This window comes from Pseudomonas sp. Ga0074129 (assembly GCA_001465025.1).
GTDB lineage: Bacteria > Pseudomonadota > Gammaproteobacteria > Pseudomonadales > Pseudomonadaceae > Aquipseudomonas.
The window spans coordinates 15,854-42,491 of sequence record LNDO01000064.1 but is presented as its reverse complement, the minus strand read 5'-3'; the positions used below and the strand labels follow the sequence as shown (position 1 = coordinate 42,491).

20 protein-coding genes are annotated in these 26,638 nt (G+C 61.0%); 11 read left to right on the top strand and 9 right to left on the bottom strand.

Annotation, left to right across the window (positions count from 1 at the left end):
* Positions 1–50: 50 nt before the first annotated feature.
* Positions 51–1,229, top strand: a complete 1,179-nt coding sequence (locus AUK77_RS06955) for a glycosyltransferase family 1 protein (RefSeq protein ID WP_296127550.1) — start codon at positions 51–53, stop codon at positions 1,227–1,229.
* A 223-nt stretch (positions 1,230–1,452) separates the two neighbouring features.
* Here AUK77_RS06955 and sfsA read toward each other — a convergent pair whose 3' ends face one another.
* Positions 1,453–2,160 (bottom strand): DNA/RNA nuclease SfsA, encoded by a 708-nt coding sequence (gene sfsA / locus AUK77_RS06950; protein WP_296127549.1) that lies wholly within the window; start codon positions 2,158–2,160, stop codon positions 1,453–1,455.
* Complete coding sequence (locus AUK77_RS06945; RefSeq protein WP_296127547.1) at positions 2,150–3,331, bottom strand: pyridoxal phosphate-dependent aminotransferase; 1,182 nt, start codon at positions 3,329–3,331, stop codon at positions 2,150–2,152. The genes sfsA and AUK77_RS06945 overlap by 11 nt, the downstream gene beginning before the upstream one ends.
* Before the next feature lie 196 nt (positions 3,332–3,527).
* Here AUK77_RS06945 and dksA point away from each other — a divergent pair, with 196 nt between their 5' ends.
* From dksA to AUK77_RS06930, 3 genes are all read left to right on the top strand, one after another.
* Complete coding sequence (dksA, locus tag AUK77_RS06940; RefSeq protein WP_296127545.1) at positions 3,528–3,971, top strand: RNA polymerase-binding protein DksA; 444 nt, start codon at positions 3,528–3,530, stop codon at positions 3,969–3,971.
* 62 nt (positions 3,972–4,033) lie between these two features.
* Positions 4,034–4,921, top strand: a complete 888-nt coding sequence (gene gluQRS, locus AUK77_RS06935) for a tRNA glutamyl-Q(34) synthetase GluQRS (protein ID WP_296127543.1) — start codon at positions 4,034–4,036, stop codon at positions 4,919–4,921.
* 226 nt (positions 4,922–5,147) lie between these two features.
* On the top strand, positions 5,148–13,652 hold the full coding sequence (locus AUK77_RS06930) for a glucoamylase family protein (protein ID WP_296127541.1): 8,505 nt from the start codon (positions 5,148–5,150) through the stop codon (positions 13,650–13,652).
* Between the two features lie 371 nt (positions 13,653–14,023).
* Here AUK77_RS06930 and AUK77_RS06925 read toward each other — a convergent pair whose 3' ends face one another.
* Positions 14,024–14,182, bottom strand: coding sequence for a DUF3309 family protein (locus tag AUK77_RS06925; protein WP_296127539.1), 159 nt, complete (start codon positions 14,180–14,182; stop codon positions 14,024–14,026).
* A 122-nt stretch (positions 14,183–14,304) separates the two neighbouring features.
* Positions 14,305–15,951, bottom strand: coding sequence for a phosphoglucomutase (alpha-D-glucose-1,6-bisphosphate-dependent) (pgm, locus tag AUK77_RS06920; RefSeq protein ID WP_296127657.1), 1,647 nt, complete (start codon positions 15,949–15,951; stop codon positions 14,305–14,307).
* 273 nt (positions 15,952–16,224) lie between these two features.
* Here pgm and AUK77_RS06915 point away from each other — a divergent pair, with 273 nt between their 5' ends.
* Together AUK77_RS06915 and AUK77_RS06910 are read left to right on the top strand one after the other, a co-directional pair.
* Positions 16,225–16,518 carry a hypothetical protein gene (locus AUK77_RS06915; RefSeq protein WP_296127537.1) on the top strand — a complete coding sequence of 98 codons (294 nt, stop codon included), beginning with the start codon at positions 16,225–16,227 and terminating at the stop codon, positions 16,516–16,518.
* 89 nt (positions 16,519–16,607) lie between these two features.
* Positions 16,608–18,722, top strand: coding sequence for an EAL domain-containing protein (locus AUK77_RS06910; protein ID WP_296127534.1), 2,115 nt, complete (start codon positions 16,608–16,610; stop codon positions 18,720–18,722).
* Between the two features lie 56 nt (positions 18,723–18,778).
* On the opposite strand, the gene AUK77_RS06905 is transcribed toward AUK77_RS06910, so the two are convergent.
* Complete coding sequence (locus AUK77_RS06905) at positions 18,779–19,483, bottom strand: Crp/Fnr family transcriptional regulator (RefSeq protein WP_296127532.1); 705 nt, start codon at positions 19,481–19,483, stop codon at positions 18,779–18,781.
* A gap of 88 nt (positions 19,484–19,571) precedes the next feature.
* A complete protein-coding gene (locus tag AUK77_RS06900; protein ID WP_296127530.1) occupies positions 19,572–20,336 on the bottom strand; it encodes a Crp/Fnr family transcriptional regulator in 765 nt (254 codons plus the stop codon).
* A gap of 169 nt (positions 20,337–20,505) precedes the next feature.
* Here AUK77_RS06900 and AUK77_RS06895 point away from each other — a divergent pair, with 169 nt between their 5' ends.
* A complete protein-coding gene (locus AUK77_RS06895; RefSeq protein ID WP_296127528.1) occupies positions 20,506–21,039 on the top strand; it encodes a hypothetical protein in 534 nt (177 codons plus the stop codon).
* A gap of 22 nt (positions 21,040–21,061) precedes the next feature.
* Here AUK77_RS06895 and AUK77_RS06890 read toward each other — a convergent pair whose 3' ends face one another.
* From AUK77_RS06890 to AUK77_RS06880, 3 genes are all read right to left on the bottom strand, one after another.
* Positions 21,062–21,295, bottom strand: coding sequence for a zf-HC2 domain-containing protein (locus AUK77_RS06890; RefSeq protein WP_296127526.1), 234 nt, complete (start codon positions 21,293–21,295; stop codon positions 21,062–21,064).
* On the bottom strand, positions 21,289–21,897 hold the full coding sequence (locus AUK77_RS06885) for an RNA polymerase sigma factor (protein WP_296127524.1): 609 nt from the start codon (positions 21,895–21,897) through the stop codon (positions 21,289–21,291). Before AUK77_RS06885 ends, AUK77_RS06890 begins: the two co-directional genes overlap by 7 nt.
* Before the next feature lie 169 nt (positions 21,898–22,066).
* Positions 22,067–23,188, bottom strand: coding sequence for a beta-ketoacyl-ACP synthase III (locus AUK77_RS06880; protein ID WP_296127654.1), 1,122 nt, complete (start codon positions 23,186–23,188; stop codon positions 22,067–22,069).
* A gap of 359 nt (positions 23,189–23,547) precedes the next feature.
* On the opposite strand from AUK77_RS06880, the gene AUK77_RS06875 reads away from it, so the two are divergent.
* The 4 genes from AUK77_RS06875 to AUK77_RS06860 all read left to right on the top strand — a co-directional run bounded on the left by AUK77_RS06875 (position 23,548) and on the right by AUK77_RS06860 (position 26,628).
* A complete protein-coding gene (locus AUK77_RS06875; protein ID WP_296127521.1) occupies positions 23,548–24,621 on the top strand; it encodes a hypothetical protein in 1,074 nt (357 codons plus the stop codon).
* A 132-nt stretch (positions 24,622–24,753) separates the two neighbouring features.
* Positions 24,754–25,365 (top strand): LysE family transporter, encoded by a 612-nt coding sequence (locus tag AUK77_RS06870; RefSeq protein WP_296127519.1) that lies wholly within the window; start codon positions 24,754–24,756, stop codon positions 25,363–25,365.
* Positions 25,366–25,383: 18 nt separating this feature from the next.
* Positions 25,384–26,109: a transporter substrate-binding domain-containing protein gene (locus AUK77_RS06865; protein ID WP_296127516.1), complete on the top strand. Its 726-nt coding sequence runs from the start codon at positions 25,384–25,386 to the stop codon at positions 26,107–26,109.
* Between the two features lie 93 nt (positions 26,110–26,202).
* Positions 26,203–26,628, top strand: coding sequence for a MarR family transcriptional regulator (locus AUK77_RS06860; protein ID WP_296127514.1), 426 nt, complete (start codon positions 26,203–26,205; stop codon positions 26,626–26,628).
* The last annotated feature ends 10 nt before the right edge of the window (positions 26,629–26,638 follow it).

Sequence of the window (26,638 nt, the reverse complement as noted above, 5' to 3'; positions counted from 1 at the left end):
CGCCACCTAATCGTCACAGTCACTACACACCAGCAGCCGACACTGCAGGCATGAGCACAGCTACCCTGCATATCGCGCTGATCAGCGAAACCTTCCCGCCGGAAATCAACGGTGTGGCCAATACCCTCGGGCGCCTGGTCGATGGCCTGCGCGGTCGCGGTCATCGCGTGCAACTGGTGCGCCCACGGCAATCCAGCGACCCACGCACAGCCGCCACTGAAGATGAACTGCTGACCCGTGGCTGGCCGCTGCCCGGCTACCCCGGTTTGCAGTGGGGGCAATCATCCATGCACAAATTGCTGCGCCGCTGGCAACGTCAGCGCCCGGACGTGCTGTACATCGCCACCGAAGGCCCGCTCGGGTTGTCCGCCCTGCGTGCCGCGCGGCGTTTGCAGATCCCGGTGGTCAGCGGTTTTCACACCAACTTTCAGCAATACACCGGGCATTACGGCTACGGCTTACTGACCCGCGCCCTGACCCACTACTTGCGTGGGTTCCATAACCGCACGCAAATGACCTTGGTGCCCAGCGCCAGCCAGCGCATCGAACTGCAACGCCGTGGCTTCGAGAACCTAGCCATGCTGGCGCGCGGCGTCGACAGCCAACTGTTCCACCCGGCCAAACGCAGTGCCGACCTGCGTGCGCAGTGGGGGCTGGGCGATACAGACATCGCCGTGCTGCATGTCGGCCGCCTGGCCGCCGAAAAGAACCTAGCCCTGCTCAGTAAAAGTTTTCTGGCCTTGCAACAAAAGCATCCAGAGCGGCGCTTGAAGCTGATTCTGGTCGGCGACGGCCCGCAGCGCAGCGCCCTTCAGCAACAACTGCCCGAGGCGGTTTTCTGCGGCCTGCAACGCGGTGAAGCACTGGCCGCGCATTACGCCTCGGGGGATGTATTCCTGTTCCCCAGCCTCTCGGAAACCTTCGGCAATGTGGTGCTTGAGGCGCTGGCTGCAGGCCTTGGCGTGGTGGCGTTTGACCAGGCCGCCGCCGCGCAACATATCCGCCACGGGCATAACGGTGCGCTGGCGGTGGCGGAGGATCAACAGGGTTTTATAGACGCAGCCAGCGAGTTGATCAGCAACAACGAAAGCCTGCGCCGGGTGCGTCTGAATGCACGGTTGCATGCCTCACGCCAAGGCTGGCCGGCGATCGTCGAGTTATTTGAACAGCATCTGCGCTGCGCCATGCAGCCCGAACAGGAACTGCCAGCCGGCAGAACTCAGCATTGAACAAACAGCTGTGGGAGGCGCTTTAGCGGAGATCTTTCAGCACCGTAGCGCTGATACCGCAAAAGCTCGCGGCTAAAGCGGAACGCCGCCCGGCCCCTCCTACAACCTGCGCTCTGTTGGGCTTCGCTACGCTCAACACCAACCTACCTAATATGCGCCTGGTCATCCGGAGCAATCGCGGGACAACTCAGCGGCCCATGCAACACTTGATTGAAGCGAAAGCCTATATCAACACATCCAAACGTTTGACCAGACGCACCTCCTGCGCGCTGATCGTGGTGCCGTATGCGAGCACTTCCACACCGGCACTGACCGCTTCACGCAGGGCCGCGGCATAGGCCGGGTCGATTTCTACGGCTGGGCGCACGGCATCGATTTCGCTCAGGTTCACGCAATACAACTGCACCGCACGCGTGCCCGCACGGGCCAGGCTGGCCAGTTCACGCAGGTGTTTACTGCCACGCTCGGTGCGTGCATCAGGAAATGCGGCGACGCGATTGCCTTCGAACCCCAGCGTTACGCTCTTAACTTCGACAAACGCCGCGCCCTGCGGGTAGTCCAGGCGAAAGTCGATGCGGCTGCGTTCTTCGCCATAAGGCACTTCGCGCTTGAGCTGCGTGAAGCCATTGAGTTCGCTGATCACACCGGCGTGCAGAGCCTCTTCAACCAAGGCATTGGCGCGCGCGGTGTTGATCACGGCCAGGCGGCCATGGGGTGTTTCGCCAATCTCCCAGCTACCCGGCAATTTGCGTTTGGGGTCGTTGCTGCGGCTGAACCAGATGCGCGCACCCTCGCTCATGCAGTTGAGCATCGAGCCGGTGTTGGCGCAGTGGATCGTCAGGGCCTCGCCGCTGGCGGTCTCAATGTCGGCGAGAAAGCGCTTGTAGCGGCGCAGCAAGCGCCCCTCTTCCAACGGGGGGTCAAAGCGCATGAGCGCGCCAACTGATCAGCCCGCGCTTGATGCGGTCTACGGCCTGCTGCAAGCGCGGTAAATCCTGGGTGTAAGCAAAACGCACATGCTGCGCAGCCTGGTAGCGGCCAAAATCCAGACCCGGGGTAAAGGCCACGTGTTCGGTTTCCAGAAAGTGCTGACAGAAGGCAAAAGCATCACCGCCAAAGGCGCTGATGTCGGCATATAAATAGAAGGCCCCTTCAGGCTCCACCGCAATTTTGAAGCCCAACTCACGCAGCGCGGGCAGCAGGAAATCACGGCGCTGCTGAAACGCATGACGGCGCTGTTCGAGAATCTCCAGGGTCTGCGGTTGAAAGCAGGCCAACGCCGCATACTGGGCCATGCTCGGCGCACTGATGTAGAGGTTCTGCGCCAGTTTCTCCAACTCCGGCACTGCCGCCGGGGGCGCCACCAACCAGCCCAGTCGCCAGCCGGTCATGCCGAAATACTTGGAAAAACTGTTGAGCACAAAGGCGTCGTCGTCCACTTCCAGCACGCTGGCGGCGTCCACCCCGTAGGTCAGGCCATGATAAATCTCATCGACCACCAGATGCCCGCCACGCGCCTTCAACGCCTGTGACAGCCCGCCCAGCTCATCACGACTGAGCAAGGTGCCAGTTGGGTTGGCCGGGGATGCGACCAACGCGCCGACGCTGTGTTCATCCCAGTGCCGATTGATCAGCTCGGGGGTGAGTTGATAACGCACCTCCGGCCCCACCGGCACCAGTTGCGCGGCGCCTTCAACCAGACGCAGAAAGTGCCGATTGCACGGATAACCCGGATCGGCCAGCAACCAGTGTTTGCCGGGGTCGACCAGCAAGCTGGTGGCCAGCAGCAAGGCACCGGAACCGCCTGGCGTGATCAAAATACGCTGTGGATCAATCGTCAGACCGTAACGTTGCGCGTAGAAACTGGCGATCGCCTCACGCAGCGCTGGTAAACCGCGTGCGGCGGTATAGCGGGTGTGCCCATCGGCCAGCGCTGCTTGGCCGGCAGCGACAATCGGCGCGGCCGTGGTGAAATCCGGCTCACCGATCTCCAGGTGGATAACATCATGACCATCGGCCTGCAATTGATTGGCACGGGCCAACAAGGCCATCACATGAAAAGGTTCTATGGCGCGGCTGCGCGCACTGTAGGGCTGGGCCATGGGGCTGCCTTGGTTGGAATAAAGAGGCGGATTCTAAAGCATACCCGTCTCAGCTTCGACAACCGGGAGTGGCGCAGGGGGAGTTGTTCTGGTAAGTTCGCCCGCTTGCAGCCGCAGGGCCAGTTCTACTCGACGTAGAATCGGCAAGGGACACCGTCCTGCGCAGTGGATTAGAGAGAGTGAGAGGCGGTCATCCATGCCCACAAAAGCAAAAGCAAAAAGCAGTCAATTGACTCGTGGTTTCGAACCCTACAAAGAAACAAAGGGCGAGGAATACATGAGCGACGGGATGCGCGTCCACTTCACCGGCATCCTCAATAAGTGGAAGCTGGAGTTGATGCAGGAAGTTGATCGTACTGTGCACCACATGCAGGACGAAGCCGCTAACTTCCCTGATCCCGCGGATCGCGCCAGCCAGGAAGAAGAATTCAGCCTGGAACTGCGTGCCCGTGATCGCGAGCGCAAACTGATCAAGAAAATCGACGAAACCCTGCAACTGATCGAAGACAACGATTACGGCTGGTGTGACTCGTGCGGCGTAGAAATCGGCATCCGCCGACTCGAAGCCCGCCCAACAGCGACCCTGTGCATTGACTGCAAGACGCTGGCGGAAATCAAAGAAAAGCAGATCGGTTCCTGATCTGACCCAGAGGGTGCTTCGGCACCCTCTGTTGTTTCTGCCTTGCGCGTGTGCAACAGCCTATGACCCCACCTGCTTACACGGGCCGTTTCGCCCCCACCCCAAGCGGTTATCTGCACTTCGGCTCCTTGGTCGCAGCACTGGCGTCCTACCTCGACGCGCGCGCGGTAAATGGCCGCTGGCTACTGCGCATGGAAGATCTCGACCCGCCACGGGAAGTGGCCGGTGCTCAGGCGGGCATTCTCAGCACGCTGGAGAGCTATGGCTTTGAGTGGGATGGCGAACTGGTGCGCCAGAGCACACGTCACGCTGAATACGCCGCACTGGTCGACCGCCTGCTCAATCAGGGCCTGGCCTATGCCTGCACCTGCTCGCGCAAACAACTGGAAGGCCATCAGGGTATTTACCCCGGCACCTGCCGCAATGCCGGGCACGGGTTTAGCGATGCCGCCATTCGCCTGCGCGTCCCCGAGTTGGTTTACCGCTTTACCGATCGGGTGCAAGGGGAATACCAGCAGCACCTGGGCCGCGAAGTCGGGGATTTTGTGATTCGTCGGCGCGATGGCCTGTACGCCTATCAACTGGCCGTGGTGCTTGATGATGCCTGGCAGGGCGTCACCGATGTGGTGCGCGGGGCCGATTTGCTCGACTCCACGCCACGCCAGTTGTACCTGCAAGAATTGCTCGGCCTGCCACAGCCGCGCTACCTGCACGTGCCGCTGATTATCCAGCCCGACGGCCACAAACTGGGCAAGTCCTACCGCTCGCCCCCGCTACCCGTCGACCAGGCCACGCCGCTGTTGATTCGCGCCCTACGCGCCCTTGGCCAAGCGCTGCCGCACGCCGCCGATTACGCCAGCCCCGGCGAACTGCTGCGCTGGGCCAGCCAACACTGGGACGCCACTCGCATCCCGCGCTGCCTGACCCTGGCCGAAGCGCAACTGCGTTAGCCAAGCATTCATTTGTGCTTATGTCCGTTAGCGAACAGACACCCACACACTGCGCTCTGTAGGGTACTGCGAATGCTGCGACAGCATTCTTAAGCGCTGTATGCGAGCGCCTTCGCCTGCACCGACCAGGCCGTACTGAATTCGCAGGTCCGCTGTCGCGGCTTCTCAGATGGGTATCGCGCCTCGACACCCATCGCGCACGCCTCGATGGCTGGAACCGCGCCACATGACCTCAGTCTTCACTGCCCTGCTGCGCCGTACATCCGGCGTTTCGCCATGGTTTGATCACGCCCCGGTGCGCGAGGAGCTGTTCGGCATCGAACGCCTCGAACAACACGCCGCAACCTTGGCCGCCGCCCAGCAAGTGCACAGTAAACCGCCAGCGGTATTGTCGCTGCACCGCCGCCTGGACGATAACGCCAAAGTGCTGCTCGCCGCCTACCGCGCCAGCGCTGCCGAACTGGCGCAGGGGCGCGGCGTGGTGCCAGCGGCCGAGTGGCTGTTGGACAACTACCACCTGGTCGAAGAACAAATCCGCGAAATCCGCGATGACCTGCCGCCCGGCTACTACCGCCAACTGCCCAAGCTGGGCGTGGGACCGTTTGCCGGTTACCCACGAGTGCTGGGCTTGGCTTGGGCCTTTATCGCCCACACCGACAGCCATTTCGACCCCGACACCTTGCAGCGTTTTATCGTCGCTTATCAGCAGGTCCAACCGCTGACCATCGGCGAGTTGTGGGCAGTGGCCATTACCCTGCGCATTGTGCTGATTGAAAACCTGCGCCGCCTGGCCGACCAAATGACCGCCGGACGCCAGGCTCGGGCCGAGGCCGACGCGCTGGCCAACCGTTTACTGGAACCACAGACCGGGCCGTTATTGCGCGACAAGCTACTCAACGAACAGGCAAACGCGCCCCTGAGTGAACCCTTTGCCGCACAACTGGCAAAGCGCCTGCGCGACCATGATCCACTGACCACGCCTGCCCTCGGCTGGCTGGAGGATCGCCTCGGCGCGCAGGGCAGCAGCCTTGATGAAGTGGTGCAACATGCGCAGCAGCGTCAAGGCGCGTCCAACCTCACGGTGCGCAATATCATCAACAGCATGCGCCTGATTTCCTCCATCGACTGGGCGCAACTGTTCGAGAATGTCAGCCTGGTGGATGCCTGCCTGGGCGCGCGCAGCGACTTTGCCGCGATGGATTTTGCCACCCGCAACCACTACCGCAGCGCCATTGAGCAATTGGCGCGGGGCAGCACCTGCAGTGAGTTGGATGTTGCCGAACGCGCCTTGCAGGCCGCGCACCAGGCGCGCCAAAACCCAACCTGCGACCCGCGTTGCAGCGACCCCGGTTATCACCTGATTGCTGAAGGCCGCAGGGCTCTGGAACAGCAGATCGGCTTTCGTCCACCGCTGCGTTTACGCATCAGCCGAGGCCACATCCACCTCGGCATGCGTGGTTATGTGGCCGCCATTGTTGGACTGGGCAGCGTGCTGTTGGGTCTGGGGCTATGGCTGCTTGCAGGCCAAGGCGTCAGCCACGGCTGGCTGCTGGCACTTGCTGTGCTGGGTTTTCTGCCCGCCAGCGAAGTGGCCACTGCGTTGATTAATCGTGCGGTCAGCGCCAGTTGCGGGGCCATGATTCTGCCCGGCCTGGAGTTGAGCGAAGGGGTGCCCAGCCACCTGCGCACACTGATTGCCGTGCCGACCCTGCTGGGCAGCGAGGCCGACCTGCTGGAACAGATCGAGCGACTGGAAGTGCATCACCTGGCTGGCCAGGGTGGCGACCTGACCTTTGCCCTGCTGACCGACGGTCTGGATGCCGAGCAAGAACACCGGGCCAGCGACGACGCCCTGCTGCAACTGGCGAGCAGCGCCATTGCGCAGCTCAACCTGCGCTATGGCGCCGGTATGGGTGGCAGTCGGTTTCTGTTGCTGCACCGGCGTCGCCAGTTCAACCCCAGCGAAAACACCTGGATGGGCTGGGAGCGCAAACGCGGCAAGCTGCACGAACTCAACCGCCTGCTGCGCGGCGCAGCTGACACCAGTTTTTGCAACGTGCCCGGGCTCAGCCAGCGCATCCCCGCAGACGTGCGCTATGTCATCACCCTGGATGCCGACACCCGCCTGCCGCGAGATGCCGCGCTGCGCCTGATCGGCAAAATGGCCCACCCGCTGAACCAGCCGCGCTTCGATGAGCACCTGCAACGGGTCGTCGGTGGCTACGGCATTCTGCAACCCCGGGTCACCCCTGCACTGCCCTTACAGCGTGAAGGCTCGCTGTACCAAAAGGTTTTCTCCAGCCCAGGCGGCATGGACCCGTACGCTGCGGCGGTGTCCGATGTGTATCAAGACCTGTTTGGCGAAGGTTCCTTTACCGGCAAAGGCATCTACCACATCGATACCTTTGAGGCTGCACTGGCTGGCCGCGTGGCAGAAAACAGCCTGCTCAGCCACGACCTCTTCGAAGGGGTTTTTGCCCGCGCCGGGCTGGCCTCGGATGTCGAAGTGGTCGAAGAATTCCCCTCGCGCTATGACGTTGCCGGTAAACGCCAGCACCGCTGGACCCGCGGCGATTGGCAGTTACTGCCTTGGCTTCTCGGGCCATGCAGCGGCCCACAGGCGCTGCCGAGCATCGGCCGCTGGAAGATGCTCGACAACCTGCGCCGCTCGGTGCTGGCCCCCACCACGCTGGCGGCCCTGGGCCTGAGCTGGTGCTTGCCCATGCCAGCAGCACTCAGCGCCAGCCTCATGCTGTTGGCCAGCCTGCTGATTCCGGCGTTGCTGCCGCTGTGCTTCGGCCTGCTGCCGGCGCGTGCCGGAATTCGCTGGCGCAGCCACCTGGGCACCCTGCGTGACGACCTGTTACTGGCCGTGCAGCACTGCGCCCTCGACCTGAGTTTCCTTGCCGACCAAAGCTGGCGGATGCTCGATGCGATCAGTCGCACCTTGTATCGCCTGCTGATCAGCCGTCGCCACCTGTTGGAATGGACCACCGCAGCACAAGCCGCCATCAGCCCACGGCTTAAGTTGCCCGGTTTTTACCGTGGCATGGCCGGCGGTACCGTACTCGGTCTGCTGATAGGCGCTGCGGCCCTGCTCGTCTCACCTGCCAATTGGCCGCTGATACTGCCCTTTGCCGTACTTTGGCTCAGCGCGCCCGCCATTGCGCTGTGGGTCAGCCGTTCGCCAGCCGCAAGCAAACGCTTGGTTATCGAGCCTGCGCAAACCGTCGAACTGCGCCTGATCGCGCGCCGCACCTGGCGCTTCTTCGAAACCTTCGTCACCCCCGCAGACAACCAACTGCCACCGGATAATTTTCAGGATGATCCCAAACCCGTTATTGCCCACCGCACCTCACCGACCAACATGGGCCTGTACCTGCTCTGCGCCATTGCCGCGCGTGACTTCGGCTGGATCGGCACCCAGCGCAGCCTCGACCGCCTGCACGCCACACTGACAGTCATGGCGCAATTGCCGCGTTATCGCGGGCACTTCTACAACTGGTACGACACCCAGAACTTGCACCCACTGGCACCGGCTTACGTGTCCTCAGTTGACAGCGGCAACCTGGCTGGCCACCTGCTGGTGGTGGCCAATGCCTGTGAAGAATGGCTGCACAGCCCCATCAGCCTCGATGCGCGCCAGGGCCTGCAAGACAACTTGCAACTGGCCTGCGCCACGCTGGCGACAATGTCCGCCGCTGCCAGCGAGCGCGGCCGCCAGATGGATGAGTTGCTGCAACAAATTGCCACCGATCTACAGGGCAGCCAGCCGCTGCTCAGCCTTCTGCCCACCCTTCTACGTCTGACTGACAAAGCCGCGCTGTTGGCCAGCGGCATCGCGCAACTCGACGATGAGCAGCAAGTGAATGACCTGCAGTTTTGGCTGCAAGCACTCGCCCAGGCGATTGGCGATCTGCTGCACGATGCGCAACTCACAGATACGCAACGCAGCCAACTGCATGTCGACCTGAGCCGCACCGCTGCGCAAGCGCGCGCCATGGCCCTGGCCATGGATTTCGCGTTTTTGTTAGAGCCTGAACGCAAACTGCTGTCCATTGGCTTCTGCCTGGCCGACAACAACCTCGACAGCAGTTGCTACGACCTGCTCGCCTCGGAAGCACGCTTGGCCAGCCTGTTCGCCATCGCCAAAGGGGATGTCTCAACCCGTCACTGGTTTCGACTGGGACGCACGTCCACCCCGTTGGGCAATGGCTCGGCACTGATTTCCTGGTCGGGGTCGATGTTCGAATACCTGATGCCCTCGCTGGTTATGCGCGCGCCAGCCGGTAGCCTGCTGGAGCAGACCAACCGCCTGGTGGTGGCACGGCAGGCCGCCTATGGCGCGTCGTTGAACATCCCCTGGGGGATTTCCGAATCAGCCTACAACGCCCGCGACATGGAGCTGACCTACCAGTATTCCAACTTCGGCGTGCCGGGCCTTGGCCTCAAACGCGGCCTGTCCGCCAACCGGGTGATCGCGCCCTATGCCACGGGGCTGGCCACCATGGTCGACCCACACGCCGCGCTGGCCAACTATCAGCGGCTGGACGCGTTAGGCGCTTTGGGCCGTTACGGCTTTTATGAAGCGCTGGATTTCACCCCCACGCGCCTGCCGGATGAACAACCCTTCGCCATCGTGCAGACCTTTATGGCCCACCACCAAGGCATGACCATCGTGGCCATTGCCAACGCCCTGCATGACGGCCAAATGCGCGCGCGCTTTCACCGCGAGCCGATGATTCAGGCTTGCGAGCGGCTCTTGCAAGAACGCATGCCGCGCAATGTTGCCGTGGCCCATCCGCGCGCCGAAGAAGTCAGCGCCTGCGCCGCAGCGGCCGACTGTGCCTTGCACAGCGAACGACGCCTGAACCACTTCAATGGCGGCCCGCCGATCACCCACCTGCTCAGCAACGGCCGCTACAGCGTCATGCTCACTGCCAGCGGCGGCGGTTACAGCCGCTGGCGCGACGTCGCCGTGACCCGCTGGCAAGCCGACAGCACCCGCGATGCGCATGGCTCCTTTATCTTTCTTTGGGACATGCACAATGACCTGCACTGGTCACTGGGTGCCCAACCCAGCAGTCACAGCCCCTACGACGAAGTGGTGTTTGCCGAAGACTACGCCAGCTACAGCCGACAAGATGGCTCCCTCGGCACCGCACTGGAAGTGCTGGTTTCCGGTGAGGATGACGGTGAAGTACGCCGCGTCTCGCTGACGAACAGCGGCCGTGTCATGCGGGAAATCGAACTGACCTCCTACGCTGAACTGGTACTGGCCAGCGCGGCCAGCGACAGCGCTCACCCGGCGTTTTCCAAACTCTTTGTGGTCACCGAATACCTGCCAGCCTTTGCCGCCCTGATTGCTTCGCGACGCCCGCGCAGCGCCAATGAGCAGCCGCTGTGGGCCGCACACTTTGCCGTGGTGGAAGGTGAGCAGAGCGCCGCTGTGCAATATGAAACCGACCGTGCCCGCTTTCTCGGGCGCAGTTGCGCCCTGCATGCCGCTGCGGTGATCCGCCAGGGACAGGCGCTGTCCGACACCGTCGGTACGGTTCTCGACCCGATTTTCTCGCTGCGCCAGCGGGTGTTGATCGCGCCGGGCAAAGTCGCCCGCGTGGCGTTCTGGACACTGGTCGCCCCCACGCGTGAAGCCCTGCTAGACCTGATCGACAAGCACCACGACCGCAGCGCCTTTGACCGGGCCAAAACCCTGGCCTGGACCCAAGCCCAGGTGGAGTTACGCCACCTCGACATACTCGCCGCCGAAGCGGCCGACTTTCAGCGCCTGGCCGCGCCCATTCTGTATGTGGATGCGCGTTTTCGGACACCCGCCGCCAGCTTGCTACGCGGTTTGGCAAGCCAGTCGATGCTGTGGTCGCAAGGCATTTCCGGCGACCTGCCGATCGTGCTGCTGCGCATCAGCGATGCCGAAGACATTGCCCAGGTCAAACAACTGCTGCGCGCCCACGAATACTGGCGCATGAAACGCCTGGCGGTTGACCTGGTCATCATCAACGAGCATGCCTCGTCCTACCTGCAAGACTTGCAAGTGGCCATCGAAACGGCCGTGCGCAGCAGCCAGTCACGTCCACGTTTTAATGCCGAATTGGCGCAGGGTTCAGTGTTTGTGCTGCGCGCCGACTTACTCAGTGGTGCATTTCGTGAACACCTGCAAGCCGCCGCGCGCGTGCTGCTGCTGAGTCATCGCGGGGCCATTGCCGAGCAACTAGCGCGCCTGCCCGCTTGCCCCCGCCCAGCGCCCGCCAGCGCGCTCAACCACAGCGCCCAGCCCATCCCGGCCGTGCTCGCCACACCGCCCAGCCCACTGGAATTGGCCAATGGCCTGGGCGGGTTTGATCGGGATGGCCGCGAGTACGTGGTGCGCCTCGACGCCTGGAGCAACACCCCGGCACCGTGGATCAACGTAATCGCCAATGCGCAGTTTGGCTTTCAAGTGTCCGCCGAAGGCAGCGGCTACACCTGGGCCGACAACAGCCGGGAAAACCAACTCACGCCGTGGTCCAACGACCCGGTAAGCGACCCGCCCGGCGAGGCGGTGTATGTGCGTGACGAGGACAGCCTGGCGCTGTTCAGCCCCACCGCTCAACCGCTGCGTGACAGCGGCCACTACGAGGCCCGCCATGGCTTTGGCTACAGCCGCTTCAGCCACCAAGCCAGCGGCATCGCCATGCAGTTGCTGCAATATGTCGCGCTGGATGACCCAATCAAGATTTCCCGGCTAACCCTGCATAATCTCTCGGGGCGGCCACGGCGGTTAAGCGTCAGCACCTATGCCGAATGGGTGCTGGGCAGCACGCGGGCGGCCAGCGCCGCGTTTATTGTCAGCCAGCGCGACAGCAGCACCGGCGCGTTGTTTGCCAAAAACCCCTGGAGTATCGCCTTCAACCAGCGCTGCGCGTTCAGCGACCTGGGCGGCCGACAAAGCAGTTGGACGGCTGATCGTTGCGAATTTATCGGCCGTAACGGCAGCCTCGCTCAGCCTGCCGCACTCGGTCGCCAGGCAGCCTTGAGCAACAGCTTGGGCGCCAGCCTGGACCCATGCGCGGCGCTGCAATGCCAGGTGGAACTGAACGCTGGAGAAAGCATTGAAGTGCTTTGGCTGCTCGGCCAATGTGCCAGCGACGCGCAAGCCAGCGCACTGATCACGCACTATCGCCAAGCGGATCTGGACGCCGAACTGGCCCGCGTCGAACAGCACTGGCAAGGCGTGCTCAACGCCGTGCAGGTGCAAACGCCGAGCCGCGCCATGGACATCATGCTCAACGGTTGGCTGCTCTATCAAACCCTGGCGTGCCGCGTGTGGGCGCGCGCGGCGTTTTATCAAGCCAGCGGGGCCTATGGTTTCCGCGATCAACTGCAAGATGGCATGGCCTTGAGTTTCGCCAACCCGGCGCTGACCCGCGCCCATCTGCTGCGCGCCGCCAGCCGTCAGTTTATCGACGGCGATGTGCAGCACTGGTGGCTGCCGCACTCTGGCCAAGGCGTGCGCAGCCACATCTCTGACGACCGTGTGTGGCTGGCTTACGCCACCGCGCACTACCTGCAGAGCAGTGGCGACACAGCCATTCTTGATGAGATGTTGGACTTTCTGGACGGCCCGCCATTGGCCGCCGACGAGCACGACGCCTTCTTTCTGCCACTGCCCGCCGATGCGCCAGCCTCACTCTTTGAGCATTGCGCCCGCGCACTCGACCAGTGCCTGACGCTGACCAGCGAGCGCGGCCTACCCCTGATGGGCGGCGGTGACTGGAACGATGGCATGAACCGCGTGGGCGAACGCGGCAAAGGCGAGAGTGTCTGGCTGGGCTGGTTTCTGCTGCGCACCCTTGCCTTGTTCACACCTTATGCCGAGGGTCGCGACAGCGCCCGCGCCACGCGCTGGCAAGCACATGCCGAACGTCTGCGCGCCGCGTTGGAGGCTCACGCCTGGGATGGCCAGTGGTATCGGCGCGCCACCTTTGACGACGGCACGTGGCTGGGTTCGGCGCAGAACACGGAATGCCGCATCGACTCCATTGCCCAATCCTGGGCGGTGTTGTCGACCAGCGCCGACCCACAGCGCGCACGCCTGGCCATGGCCGCCTTGCAGCGCGAGTTAGTTGACGAAGACGCAGGCATCGCCCTGCTGTTCACCCCGGCGTTCGACCAAACACCGCTGGAGCCCGGCTACATCAAAGGCTATCCACCGGGCTTGCGGGAAAACGGCGGGCAATACAGCCATGCGGCCATGTGGGCGATTTTGGCTTACTGCCAACTGGGTTCAGGTAATCAGGCATTTGCCCTGTTTGACCTGGTCAACCCGATCAACCATGGCAACAGCCCAGAGGCCTGCCAACGCTACAAGGTCGAACCCTATGTTCTGGCGGCTGATGTCTACGCGGTGGCCCCGCATGTGGGGCGTGGCGGCTGGACGTGGTACACCGGGGCTGCTGGCTGGATGTACCGCGCCGGTGTTGAGGGGCTCTTGGGGATTCGCCGTGAAGGCCACTGCCTGCTGCTAAACCCGTGCATCCCTACCGACTGGCCAGGCTTCACTGCGCAGATCCGCTTGGGCGAGAGTCATTATGAGATTGAACTCAGCAACCCCATGCAGCGCAGCCAGGGCATTCGCCAGGCGTGGCTGGATGAACAACCGCTCGTGTGTGCAGACGGATCACTTAACGTGGCGTTGGAGCCTGGCACGCATCGCTTGCGGATTGAGCTGTGACAAGACCGCCCGGCAACAGCGAGCAGGTTAGATGAAGGGAGGTAACGTAGGGCGCGGGGCGCAGCCCTACGCCTTTGGCTGAAGCCTGCTGGGCCGCCCATTGCGTGCAACACGCAATGGGCACACAGGTTTTACAAGCAGGCCTTGACAGGCCGTTGAAAAATGTAGGCGAGGCAGGCAAGACAAGGCGCTACGTAGTAACAGCCTTCGGCTGGTCAAAGCGGCGAGGAAGCGGAGTTTACGTGCTGTAAATGAGCATTACTCGTTTCACTCGCCCCTTCGGGGTCGCACTGAAGCGCGTTAGCCACAGCGGCTTGCCGAGCCTGTTTTTAACGCAGTATTGCCAACGTAGGTAGTTTTTCAACGACCTGTCAGATGCGGCCCAGTAATAGCAACACCACCAGCACAATAACGATCACGCCCAGACCGCCCGTAGGCCCGTAACCCCAGTTTCGGCTATGCGGCCAGGCGGGGATGGCACCGACCAATAGCAAAATCAACACGATCAATAAAATGGTACCCAGGCTCATGGCGTTCTCCTTGATGAGTCATAGCAGCACGCCGGAACAACAGAAGCCGATATGGCTCCCAAGCGTTCCGGCATTCTGCGCGTCATCACCTGAGCCGTCGGTGCGCCAGCGAACCGATGACCTCAGCCTTGTGCACTGGCCAGTGCCGCATCGACGATCTGCTGCGCCTCGCTAAAGATGCGCTGCAAATGCGCCGCATCGCGAAAGCTCTCGGCGTAGATCTTGTAAATGTCTTCAGTGCCCGATGGCCGTGCGGCGAACCAGCCGCCCTCGCTGATCACCTTGATGCCACCAATCGCCGCGCCGTTGCCGGGTGCCTTATCCAACACCTGGGTGATGCTGTCACCGGCCAGGTCACGGCTGCTGATCTGCGCGGGCGAAAGTTTACCCAGGGTTTTCTTTTGCGCCGGTGTGGCGGGCGCATCGACGCGATCAGCATAAATCGCGCCGAATTCATCACTCAGGCCTTGGTACAGCTCACCTGGATCACGCCCGCTAACGGCGGTCATTTCCGCGGCCAACAGGGCCAGGGCGATGCCGTCTTTGTCAGTGGTCCAGACCCGGCCATCACGGCGCAGGAAGGTCGCACCAGCGCTTTCTTCACCGCCAAAGCCCAGCGAACCATCAAACAAGCCACTGGCAAACCATTTGAAACCTACCGGCACTTCCTGCATCGGCCGCCCCAAGCGTGTAGCCACACGGTCGATCATCGCGCTGCTGACCAGGGTTTTGCCCACGGCCGCGGTGGCGCTCCACTGCGGACGGTGTTGGAACAGGTAATCGATGGCCACGCTGAGGAAATGGTTGGCCGGCAGCAGGCCAACGCTCGGCGCAACAATACCGTGGCGGTCGTAGTCGGTGTCGCAGGCGAAGGCGATGTCATAGCCATTTTTCAGGCCAATCAGACGCTGCATGGCATGACTGGAGGACGGGTCCATGCGGATCTGCCCGTCCCAGTCCAGGCTCATAAAGGCGAACTGCGGGTCGATAATCTCGCTCACCACATGCAAGTTGAGGCCGTACTGCTCGGCGATACGGCCCCAGTAATGCACGCCAGCGCCGCCCAGCGGATCGACACCCAGACGCAAACCAGCAGCGCGGATCGGCGCAAAGTCGATGACATTGCCCAGGTCATTCACATAGCTGCCGAGGTAATCGTATTCCTGAACATTGGCCGCCTGCCGCGCCTGCGCCAGGTGCATGCGTTTGACTTCGTGCAGGCCGGCTTCCAGTAACGCGTTGGCGCGGTTCTGCACCCAGGTGGTGATGTCACTGTCGGCTGGGCCGCCGTTTGTGGGGTTGTACTTGAAGCCGCCGCTGTCCGGCGGATTGTGCGACGGGGTGATGACAATACCGTCAGCCAGGCCGCTGCTGCGGCCCTGGTTGTACACCAGAATCGCCTGGCTGATGGCGGGTGTAGGGGTGTACTCACCGCCCGCCGAGATCATGGTTTGCACGCCATTGGCCGCCAGCACTTCGATGGCGCTTTCCAGCGCAGGCTGCGACAAGGCATGCGTATCGGCCCCGATAAACAGCGGGCCATTGATGCCCTGTGCCACGCGGTAATCACAAATGGCCTGGCTGATGGCCCACACATGCGCCTGATTAAAACTGTGCGCCAATGAGCTACCGCGATGCCCAGACGTGCCGAAAGCCACACGCTGGCTGGCCACGCTCAGATCGGGTTGCAAGTCGTAGTAGGCGGCCAGCAGCGCGCTGATGTCAGTCAACAAGGAAGCAGGTGCCGGCTGACCGGCCAAAGGGTGCATACGCGGGCTCACAAAAGGCTCCAGAAAAATACTCAACGGGTAAAAACGTGTGCCAGTCTACCAGCTCATCAGGCGCAAATAGGCCGTCTTTGCACGCTGATGCCTAGGTGCGATAGCGCACTGACAAGCCACGCCCAATCGCACATTCTAACCACCCATGATGCTCGCCCTAGTGGCAGAGCAACTGGGTTATTTGCCTGGCCAGGACGGCTCCCTGACGCAGTAGGCCCCTTTGTTGACGCTGAGCCAGCCTCCACAATGTGGAATCACTTCATGCACAGGTTCGTTAGCCATCACTGGGTTCTCGGTTACAGCACACTGTTGCTGAGCATGCTCAGTACAAACGCGCACGCTGACTGGCTGTTCGCTCCGCAGGTATTCACTCAACCCGTCACCCTTGAGCGAACAACCACCCCTCAAGACGCCGATGACTTAACCCTACCCCAACAGCCAGAGCCCGCTGCCCGCGCACTGCGTCACAGCGCATGGCAACTGACGCCCAAGGCCGACCCCGCTGCGCAGGTACACCCCGAACCTGAAGCCGCACCGCCCGGCCTGCGTTTTTAAGGCCCATGCCAGCACAGCGCTAACTGCGCCGCCTCACAAGGGCGGCGCAGCCATGTTTAACCCACTGCAAGACAGGAAATACACCCATCATGGTCAACCGCATTCTGATCATCACCAGCAACAGCCATGATGCCGCGACACTGGAAGAGGCGCTGGAGCGAGCCCAAGATGGCCCTTTCGCCATCGAATGGGTCACCCGCCTCAGCTTGGCTCTGGAGCGTTTAGAGCCTGAACAGGGCCACGGCATTGACGCCATTCTGGTAGACCTCGCACTCCCCGACAGCCAGGGCATGGACACTTTCAATGCGCTGTTCGCGCGGGTGCCCAGCATCCCGATCATGACCCTCAGCAACCTCAATGACACGCAGCAAACCAGCGAGGCGATTCGCAGCGGAGCCCAAGGCAGCTTGTGCAAAGGTCACTTCGACAGCGCACTGGTGCCGCAATCGCTGCGCAATATCATTCTGCGCAAGGCGGTCGAAGAGGCGTTGTTTGATGAAAAAGCACGCCAGGCCATTACGCTCAACTCCATCAGCGACGGCGTCATCGGCACCGACCTGCAAGGCAATGTCGACTACCTCAACGCAGCCGCTGAGCGCATGACTGGCTGGCTCCGCGAGGACGCACAAAACCAGCCCATAGAACGCGTAATGCACCTGCTGCACCACAAAACCCGCGAAATCGTGGCTAGCCCCACGGCCAAAGTGTTGCTGGAAAACACCTGCAAACTCTTGGCCTCCGGCACGCTGCTGGTGCACCGCGACGGCCACGAGTCGATGATTGAAGACTCGGCTGCGCCCATCCACGACTCAGCGGGGCGTATTAAAGGTGCGGTGATGGTGTTCCACGACATCACCGCCACGCATGCCATGAGCGAAAAGATGACCCACCTGGCGCAGCATGACAGCCTGACCAACCTGCCCAACCGCGCCCTGCTCAACGACCGCATCAGCCAGGCGCTGGCACTGGCCGAACGGCACAGCGGTCAATTGGCCCTGCTGTTTATTGACCTGGACAATTTCAAACACATCAATGACTCACTCGGCCACGGCATCGGTGATCAACTGCTGCAAAGCGTTGCGCAACGCTTGAGCGATTGCGTGCGCAGCGCCGACACAGTCAGTCGCCTGGGCGGTGATGAATTTGTTGTGGTGCTCAGCGAACGTCACAGCGTCGAGGATGCGGCACTCACCGCCGAGAAAATTCTTACGACCCTCAGCCAGGTGTTTGTCATCGACGAGCAACAACTGCACATCAGCGCCAGCATTGGCATCAGCACCTACCCAACGGACGCCGACAACGGCGCTGATCTGATTCGCCATGCCGACACGGCGATGTATCAAGCCAAAGAAGAAGGCCGCAATAACTACCAGTTTTTCCGCCGCGAAATGAACGAGCGCGCCGTGGAGCGTCAGGCGATTGAAGCGCACCTGCGCAGTGCCATGGAGCGCGAGGAGTTCGTTGTGCATTACCAACCCAAAATCGATTTGCAAAGCGGCCTTATCACCAGCGCTGAAGCGCTTGTGCGTTGGCAGCATCCCACCTGGGGCACCATCTTGCCGGGGCGTTTTATCCCCATCGCCGAGGCGTGCGGTTTAATCGTGCCGCTGGGCCGCTGGGTGCTCCAGCAAGCCTGCGATCAGGCCAAGCGTTGGGAGAATTGCGGGTACGACCTCAACTCCGTCGCGGTGAATATTTCCGCCTTGGAGTTCCGTCGCCCCGACTTTATTGCCAGCGTTACCCAAGCCCTGGACAAGAGCGGACTGCAGCCAGACAAACTGCAATTGGAGATCACCGAAGGGGTTTTGATGCGCGATGCCCAAGCCAGCGCCGACATCCTGCAACAGCTGAAAAAACTCGGCGTGCAGTTGGCTGTGGATGACTTTGGTACAGGCTACTCCAGCCTCAGTTACCTCAATCTATTCCCCATCGACGTGCTGAAGATTGACCGCTCGTTTATTGAAGCGATTAGCGACTCCAATGGTGTCATCGTCAGTGCGGTGATCGCCATGGGGAATAGCCTCAAGCAACGGGTGATCGCTGAAGGCATCGAAGAAAAGGCGCAACTGGTGTTTTTACGTCATCACCAATGCGCCGAAGGTCAGGGCTTTCTGTTCAGTCATGCGGTGAGCGCCGAACACTTCACCCACCTGTTGCGCAATGGCATCAACTCGCCCATCAACACCCTCACAGGTGAAGCCTGAGGGTTTAACCTGCGCGGCTGCATCAGGCTAAACAGGGGGGCAGCGTGCAAGCACGGCTAAAACTGCGCCTGATAATCCGCCACCAGTAAGCCGTAACACTCGCAAGCGGCCTGCTCCAAACCCTCGCGATCAAGCACGATGATCTGCCCGCGCCGATAGCTGATTAGCCCCCGCGCCTGCAGGGCCGCCGCCGCGATAGAAACGCCGCTGCGGCGCACCCCCAGCATGTCCGCGAGAAACTCATGGGTGAGGTGAAAGTGGTTGGCATGTGAGCGGTCTTGAGTCATCAGTAACCAGCGCGCCAACCGCGGTTCAATCTCATGAAAGTGGGTGCACGCAGCGCTCTGCGACAACTGCACCATCACCACATATAAATAGCGCTGCAAAACGCGCAGCAGCGCCGGGCTGTTGGCTATCTGCTGGCGAAATAGGCTGCTACTGATACGCAAGGCACTGCCTGAGCCTTGCACCACGGCACGTAGAGGTGCCAGCCCAACGCCTAGGGCCAGGCTTGCGCCCAACACGCCTTCGTTGCCAATTAATCCCATCTCCAACGGTGGGTGCCCTCGCAAGGTGGTCACCAGCGAGATAAAACCACTCAAGGGAAAGTACACCTGGCGAATTGGTTGGTTGACCTCTTGCAGCACAGTGCCAAACACCAACTGAGTGGGTTCGCAATTGTCTAACAACTGTTTGCGGGGTTTGCTCGGCAGGCTTTCGATCAGGTGACTGAGAATCCGCAGCGGTGCATTAACAAACATGCAAGTGTCCAGAGCACAACGCGGGCCAAAGAATGGCGCGATGGCGGTGCTTGACGCCATCACCGCTGCAGTCTGCCCTATACCACAGTTATGACTCTGTGCGCTGCGGCACTGAGGCCTGGGCTTTAGCAGCACGCCCTGTTTTGTAAGGCAACAGGCGATCGGTTTCACGCTTGACCACCTCATAGCACTCACAAGAAAGGTGTTCGAGCTTGTCCCGGTTAAGCACCGTAATCAAACCACGGCAATAGTCGATGACCCCCAGGCGATGCAGCTTGCCAGCGGCTTCCGTTACGCCTTCGCGGCGCACGCCAAGCATGTTGGCAATCAGTTCCTGAGTCATGGCCAACTGATTGCCCGAAAGCCGGTCCAGCGATAACAACAACCAACGGCACAATTGCTGATCGATGCTGTGGTGGCGATTGCACACGGCCGTTTGCGACATCTGCGTGATCAAGGCCTGGCTGTATCGCAGCATCAAATTCAGCATCTCACCATGACGGTTAAATTCTTCTTTGCAGCGCTTGCCCAACACGCGATACGCACTGCCGGCACTTTGCACAATGGCGCGGTTGGTAGTGCTCTCACCGCCCATAAACAGCGCGACACCAATCACCCCGTCATTGCCCACCACGGAAATTTCGGCCGATGCGCCGTTCTCCATGACGTACAACAACGACACAATCGAGTCAGTCGGAAAGTACACATGGCGCAGCGTATCGCCCGATTCGTACAGCACCATGCCAAGCGGCATGTCCACCAATTCAAGGTGAGGTATCAGACGCTCGCGCGCCTCAGAGGGCAACATGGCAAGCAGATGATTTTGCTGCGGACTGGCTGGGGCGGCGGACATCACTGTCTCCAAAAAGTGAGTAAACAACCACTGCTACTCCTGGGCTGCACGCCTAGCATAAGCGATTCTCATTATTTATCTGTTCGATACCGCACATAGGGTTGTATGCAGCGCGGTTGGCCATTACCGGCTATCCTTGCCGACCTTTTTGCGCCGCAGGATGACCACCATGAAAGCCCAACTCGAAGAACTGATCAGCAAAATAAGCTCGGGCTGCCTGCTGGCCGAAGAAGTGGCGCGCATCGCCGATGAAGCCGCCCAGGCCTATGCCGACCCGCAGGCGTTTCTTGCCGCCAACCCGGATATCAACTTCGACGACAGCTTCCCCATTCCGCTGGGCGAGTGGGTAGTGGTTGGCAGCCTGCCGGAGACAGTGCTGTTTCAGGCCGACAGTTACGACGCGCTATTCCAGCAGGTCACCGAATCGTTCGGCCCGCAGGTGAGCTTTGTGCTCAAGCCCAAGCAATTGGTGAAAGTCGAACCGCTGAAAGCGCTGAACCGCATTCAAGTGCAGCTCTCCAGCCTCAGCCCGGAAACCCAAGGTTATGTGCTGCTGGATTTCAGCGAACCGCTGGATGACGAACTGCAAGCCGTGCTGGTGTACAGCAGCGACCTGGCGCGGGTGATGGAGTTGGCGGTGGAAGTGGGCATCTACGCCGCGCCAGCTTATGAGGCGCTGAAGGCCGCACAAAACGAGGAATAGAGAGCCTCAGGCAGCTGAGTTTTCAGCGCTGCTGCCGACGCAACTCCGCCAGTTTGGCCGCCAGGGCATCCAACTCGGCGCTTTGCCCCGGCGGCAATTGACGCAACACGGCCTGGCTCAGACGCATCTGTTTGATGAAGCGCCGGCAGTGCTGACACATGGCCAAATGCATACGCACCGACAGGCGTTGGCGCAGGCCTAACTGCCCATCGAGAAACTCACTCGAGCGGGCCACCAGCTCTTTACAACTCAACATTGGTCAGTCTCCTCAAAATGCTCCAGGGTGGCAAATACCTTGAGCCGTGCGCGGTGCAGCAGCACCCGTACATTGGAGAGCGAGACCTGCAAAAGATTACAAATATCTTCCAATTCCAGGCCTTCACGCTCACGCAGGTGCAGCACGCTGCCTTGCATCTCGGAGAGGCTGGCCAGGGTTTTCTCCAGGCATTCGCGCAATTCGTCCTCGGTCAACAAGGCGTCCGGGGAGTCGTGATGCCAGGCATGCGGGGCCAGCAACCAGTGGCCATCTGCACTGAAACGCTCATCCCCCACGCTGCCGTGGGGCGCGGGAATATCGTCGAGTAGCACTTCGCGGCGATTGCCCTTGAGGCGGGTTTTCGCGGTGTTGGCGGTGATGGTCAGCAGCCAGGTTTTCAGGCTGGAGCGTGCCTGAAAACCATCGAGGCCACGCACCACGGCTAGCCAGGCGTCCTGCACCACTTCATCGGCATTACGGCTGCCGACAATGGCAAAGGCCACCGCACGCATCGCCCCTTGGTAGGTGGCGACCAGCTCGCGGTAGGCCTTCTGCTCGCCTGCACGCAGACGAGGAAGGAGATCAGCGTCATTTACCGACATGGTCAAAATCGCCTTAATGTCGTAGCGAGCGCAGGGCAGGCAGCGAAACGCAGTAACAGCCGCAGGCTGGTCAAACAGGCGAGGACGCGGAGTTTACGAGTTGTAAATGAGCAGTCCGAGCCTGTTTTCAACGCAGCATCCCCAAGCGCAGTAGACATTAAGGTGATTTTTAATGCTTACGGAGGATCACGCTACCAATCGAGTAGCCCGCACCAAACGAGCTGAGCACACCCAGCGCGCCGCTCGGCAGGTCTTCCTGGTATTTGTGCAGGGCGATCACCGAACCGGCCGAGCTGGTGTTGGCGTAGGTGTCGAGAATCACCGGGGCTTCGCCTGGCTCGGCGTCGCGACCGAGCAGCTTGCGCGCGATCAGCAGGTTCATGTTGAGGTTGGCCTGGTGCAGCCAGAAGCGCTTCACATCACTGACATTCAGCTTGTTCTCGGCCAGGTGGGCGGCAATCAGTTCGGCGACCATCGGGCACACATCTTTGAATACCTTGCGGCCTTCTTGCACAAACAGTTTGTCGCGCGCGCCGATGCCCTCTTCCGCACAGCGGTTGAGGAAGCCGAAGTTGTTGCGGATGTTGTTGCTGAATTGGGTGATCAGCTTGGTGCCAACGATGTCGAACTGGTAGTTCGAGGTGGCTTGATCGGCACGCTCGATGATCACGGCGGTAGCGGCATCACCGAAGATAAAGTGGCTGTCGCGGTCACGGAAGTTCAGGTGGCCAGTGCAGATTTCCGGGTTGACCATCAGAATCGCGCGAGCCTGACCCAGTTGCACGCTGTTAGCAGCGGCCTGAATACCGAAGGTGGCCGAGGAGCACGCCACGTTCATGTCGTAACCGAAGCCCTGAATACCCAGTGCAGCCTGTACTTCAATCGCCACAGCCGGGTAGGCGCGCTGCAAGTTCGAGCAGGCGACGATCACCCCGTCGATATCGGCGGCGGTTTTACCGGCACGCGCCATGGCTTCCTTGGCGGCACCCACGGCCATTTCACAGAGGATGCCCCAGGTGTCATTGCTGCGCTCAGGAATGCGCGGCGTCATGCGCTGCGGGTCAAGAATACCGGCCTTATCGATGACAAAACGGCTCTTGATGCCCGACGCTTTTTCAATAAAGCCGCTGCTGGACTCGCTCAATGCTTCTACTTCACCACTGGCAATCGCCGCCGCATTTTCGGCGTTGAACAGCTGCACATAGGCGTTAAACGATTCAACCAACTCATCGTTGGAAATACTGTTAGCCGGGGTATAGAGGCCGGTACCACTGATCACGACGTTATGCACAGTCATTCCTCTTGTTCTTCGCCGCAGGCAGCGGCCGGTTATGCAATGCGCCCTGGGTTATAAAGACCGTAGGCAGAATAGGCTGACAGGCTCAGTAAACTCGATCCATGAAACGTCCTGTTACGTGCCGCAGAGTTTGCCACAGCCAAAGGGGCTTCGTCCGCTCAGCACGTCAGGCCGATTGCAACAAGCTGCCGGCTATTGAAGCAAAGATGCACGCAACATCGGGCAAGACACATCCTGCAGCGCCCGTCAGACGGCGCGAGCAGCCTTGCCGGGCGCTCACCCATCCGGGCGATAGTGGATTGTCGGACAACCGATATGCTGGCCTTTCCTAATAACAAGAAAAGGCTCCCACCATGCGCACCCTGATTGTCTTCATGCTGCTGAGTTTCAGCTCCTTGAGCCAGGCCGCTGTCGGCGTATTCCCCGACAGCACCTTCCAGAACCTGGATCACGGCCTGTACTGGTTTGGTTATGGCGAGAGCTGGCAGAAAGCCGTGCCCGGCCAGACCAACGCCTACTACGTGGCCAGTAAGCCGACGATGATTTATATCCACGGCTGGCAGAACGGCTCGACGCAAAAGAAAAACCGCGAAACCTTCAACCGCAAGGACGCTGGCGGCCCGGACCTCGACCTGGCGCATGCCTGGTTGGCGGCGGGATACAACGTGGGGGTGCTGTACTGGAACCAATTCGCCGATGAAGGCGAAGTGAGGGATGCCGAAGCCAAAATCTGGACCGCCACCGGCCCACGCGCCATGCGCTGGCGCAACAGCAGCGGGGTGTACAGCACGGGCCCCACGCAGTCAGCCAGTGATCTGCTGTTCAACAGCTACCGCACCAACCTGGCGGGCTACACCGGCAACAACATCCGCATTGCCGGGCACTCGCTGGGCAACCAAATGGCCATCGTCCTGACCAAGAAAATCAGCGATGCCGTCACCGCTGGCACGGTCAGCAGCAACCTGCTGCCCAAACGCGTCGCCCTGCTGGACCCCTTCTATTCCAACAATGCCAAAAGCTACCTGGGCAATCGCTGGGTGGGCGAAGTGTGCCGCACCTATGTCAGCGAGCTGAAAACCAAGGGCGTGATCTTTGAAACCTACCGCACCTCCGGGGTGAGCAGCACCGGGTTTATCGGTGACAGCAACACAGGCCTGATGCGCATGACCGCCTTCACTGAACTCAAGCCTTGGTATTTCAGCTCCACCCAACTGACCGAGAAGCACAACGCGGCCGTGTGGCATTACCTGTGGTCATTCAGCAGCAACCCACCGCTGATCCGCGGCACCAGCAACCAAGCGGCCTCAGCCAAAACCAGCGACAGCCGCATCACCACCCTGATGAACGGCACGAAAAAGCTGGTGCATGATCAAGGCGCGTACAGCAAAGAACCGTCTGACGACACTTTCACCGAAGCCAATCGCTAGCCCGCACAGCGCCCTGCTCAAGCCAGCAGGGCGCTGCCTTTTTGCGTGGCACTTGACTAAGCAGTCAGCGCGTGAAAAAACAAAGCTCCGCAGGTGCCCACCTGCCTCCCCGAGCTTTTGGACACCTGCCTTATGGCCCTGCATACCTGGCTGCTGTTTGTCACCGCTGTCACAGGCCTTGCCCTAACTCCTGGCCCTAACGGCCTGCTCGCCCTGAGCCATGGCGCACGCTATGGACACCGCAAAACCCTGTTCACCATCAGCGGTGGCGTGCTCGGTTTTACCTTGCTGATGGCCTTGTCGATGATCGGCATCGGCACCCTGCTGCAAGCCTCGGCACAGGCGTTAACCGTCCTCAAATGGCTCGGCGGGGCTTACTTGATCTGGCTCGGCATTCAACTCTGGCGCGCACCAGCACTGCACCTGACGAGCGTTGAAAACGCAGGCCTCGTCAGCCACGCCAGCTTGTTTCGTCAGGGTTTGCTGTCAGCGCTTTCCAACCCTAAGGTGATTCTGTTTTTCGGTGCGTTTCTCCCGCAGTTCCTCGACCCCACGGCTGACCTCTGGCTGCAATTTGCGCTGATGGCCCTGACCTTTGCTCTGATTGAAGGCAGCGTCGAATACCTGCTGGCACGCACCGCACACCGCATACGCCCCTGGCTGCAACGCAGTGGCAAAGGCTTTAACCGCAGTTGCGGCGCGCTGTTTGCGCTGATGGGCGCCGCATTGCCCATGGCCCGCTAATTAATGAGGACGCAACGGGTGCTCAAACTGATTGCCGCCCTGCTAATACTGCCTGGCTGCGTATTAGCGACTGAAGAACGTCCGGTGCGTTTTTCCATCAATGAAAGCTGGGCCATGCCGATGGTGAAAATCGAGCAAGGTCAAGCCGTCGACGGCATCCTCTTTGACCTGCAACACCGCCTGGCAGCCAAAATCGGACGCAAGGCTGAACTGGTGGTGATGCCGCGCCTGCGTGTGCAACAGGCGCTGGAAATCGGCGAGATCGACGTGCGTTGCTACGTCAGCCCCAACTGGTTAAACAACAGCCATTACCACTACATCTGGAGCCTGCCGTTTATGACCCAGCGCGATTTGCTGGTCAGCCGCCAGGCCGAGAACCGGCGCGTGCAAAACCTGCGCAACCAGCGCATTGGCACTGTGCTGGGCTTCAGCTACCCAGCACTCGAAACGCTGTTTAACAGCGGACAACTGGAGCGTGAAGATGCCCGCACCCAGCATCAGGTGCTGCTGAAACTGGCCGCCGATCGCTATCAGTACGCCATCAGTAATGAACTGTCACTGCACTGGTTTAACCGGCAGCAACCACCCGGCCAAAAGCTCCACGCCCTCAGCGAAGTGGAGGCCGAGCCGATTGCCTGCATCGTTCGCGACGCACCGGATGTACCGACCATGGCCCTGCTGCGCGCCATGGTGCAGATGAAACAAGACGGCGAATTCGACGCCCTGCTCGCCCGCTACCGCTGAACTCAATCCCCCACCGACGCCGCCACTGGTCTGCACGAGGCTTGCCTTGCTTCTTTTAGTTAGTTAGCCTAACAAAATACAAAGGAGCACAGCATGACCCTCACCGACAGCCTGAAACGCCTGCAATGGCACATGTGGCACCACTGGCGGCAGTACGCCCAGCACAGCGGCAGCATGGACTTGAGCAACAGTGAACTGGATTACCTCTACGCCCTGATCTCTGCCGAACACGGCCTGCGCCTGACCGAACTGGCTGAGCGCATGAATGTCAGCAAGGCCAGCGCCAGCACCATGGCCAGCAAGCTGGAAGCGCGCGGCTATTTGCAGCGCCAGCCCTGCGCTGAAGACGGACGCGCCATGCGCTTGCTGGCCACGACCAAATCCAGCGCACTGGAACAGGAAGAACGTGATGTCTACGTGCACACCGCCGCCAGCCTGGCCGAGCACCTCAGCCCGGAAGAAATGCAGCAACTCAGCCACCTGCTGGCAAAAGCCTGCCAAAGCCTCGAAACCGATTGATACCACCGCT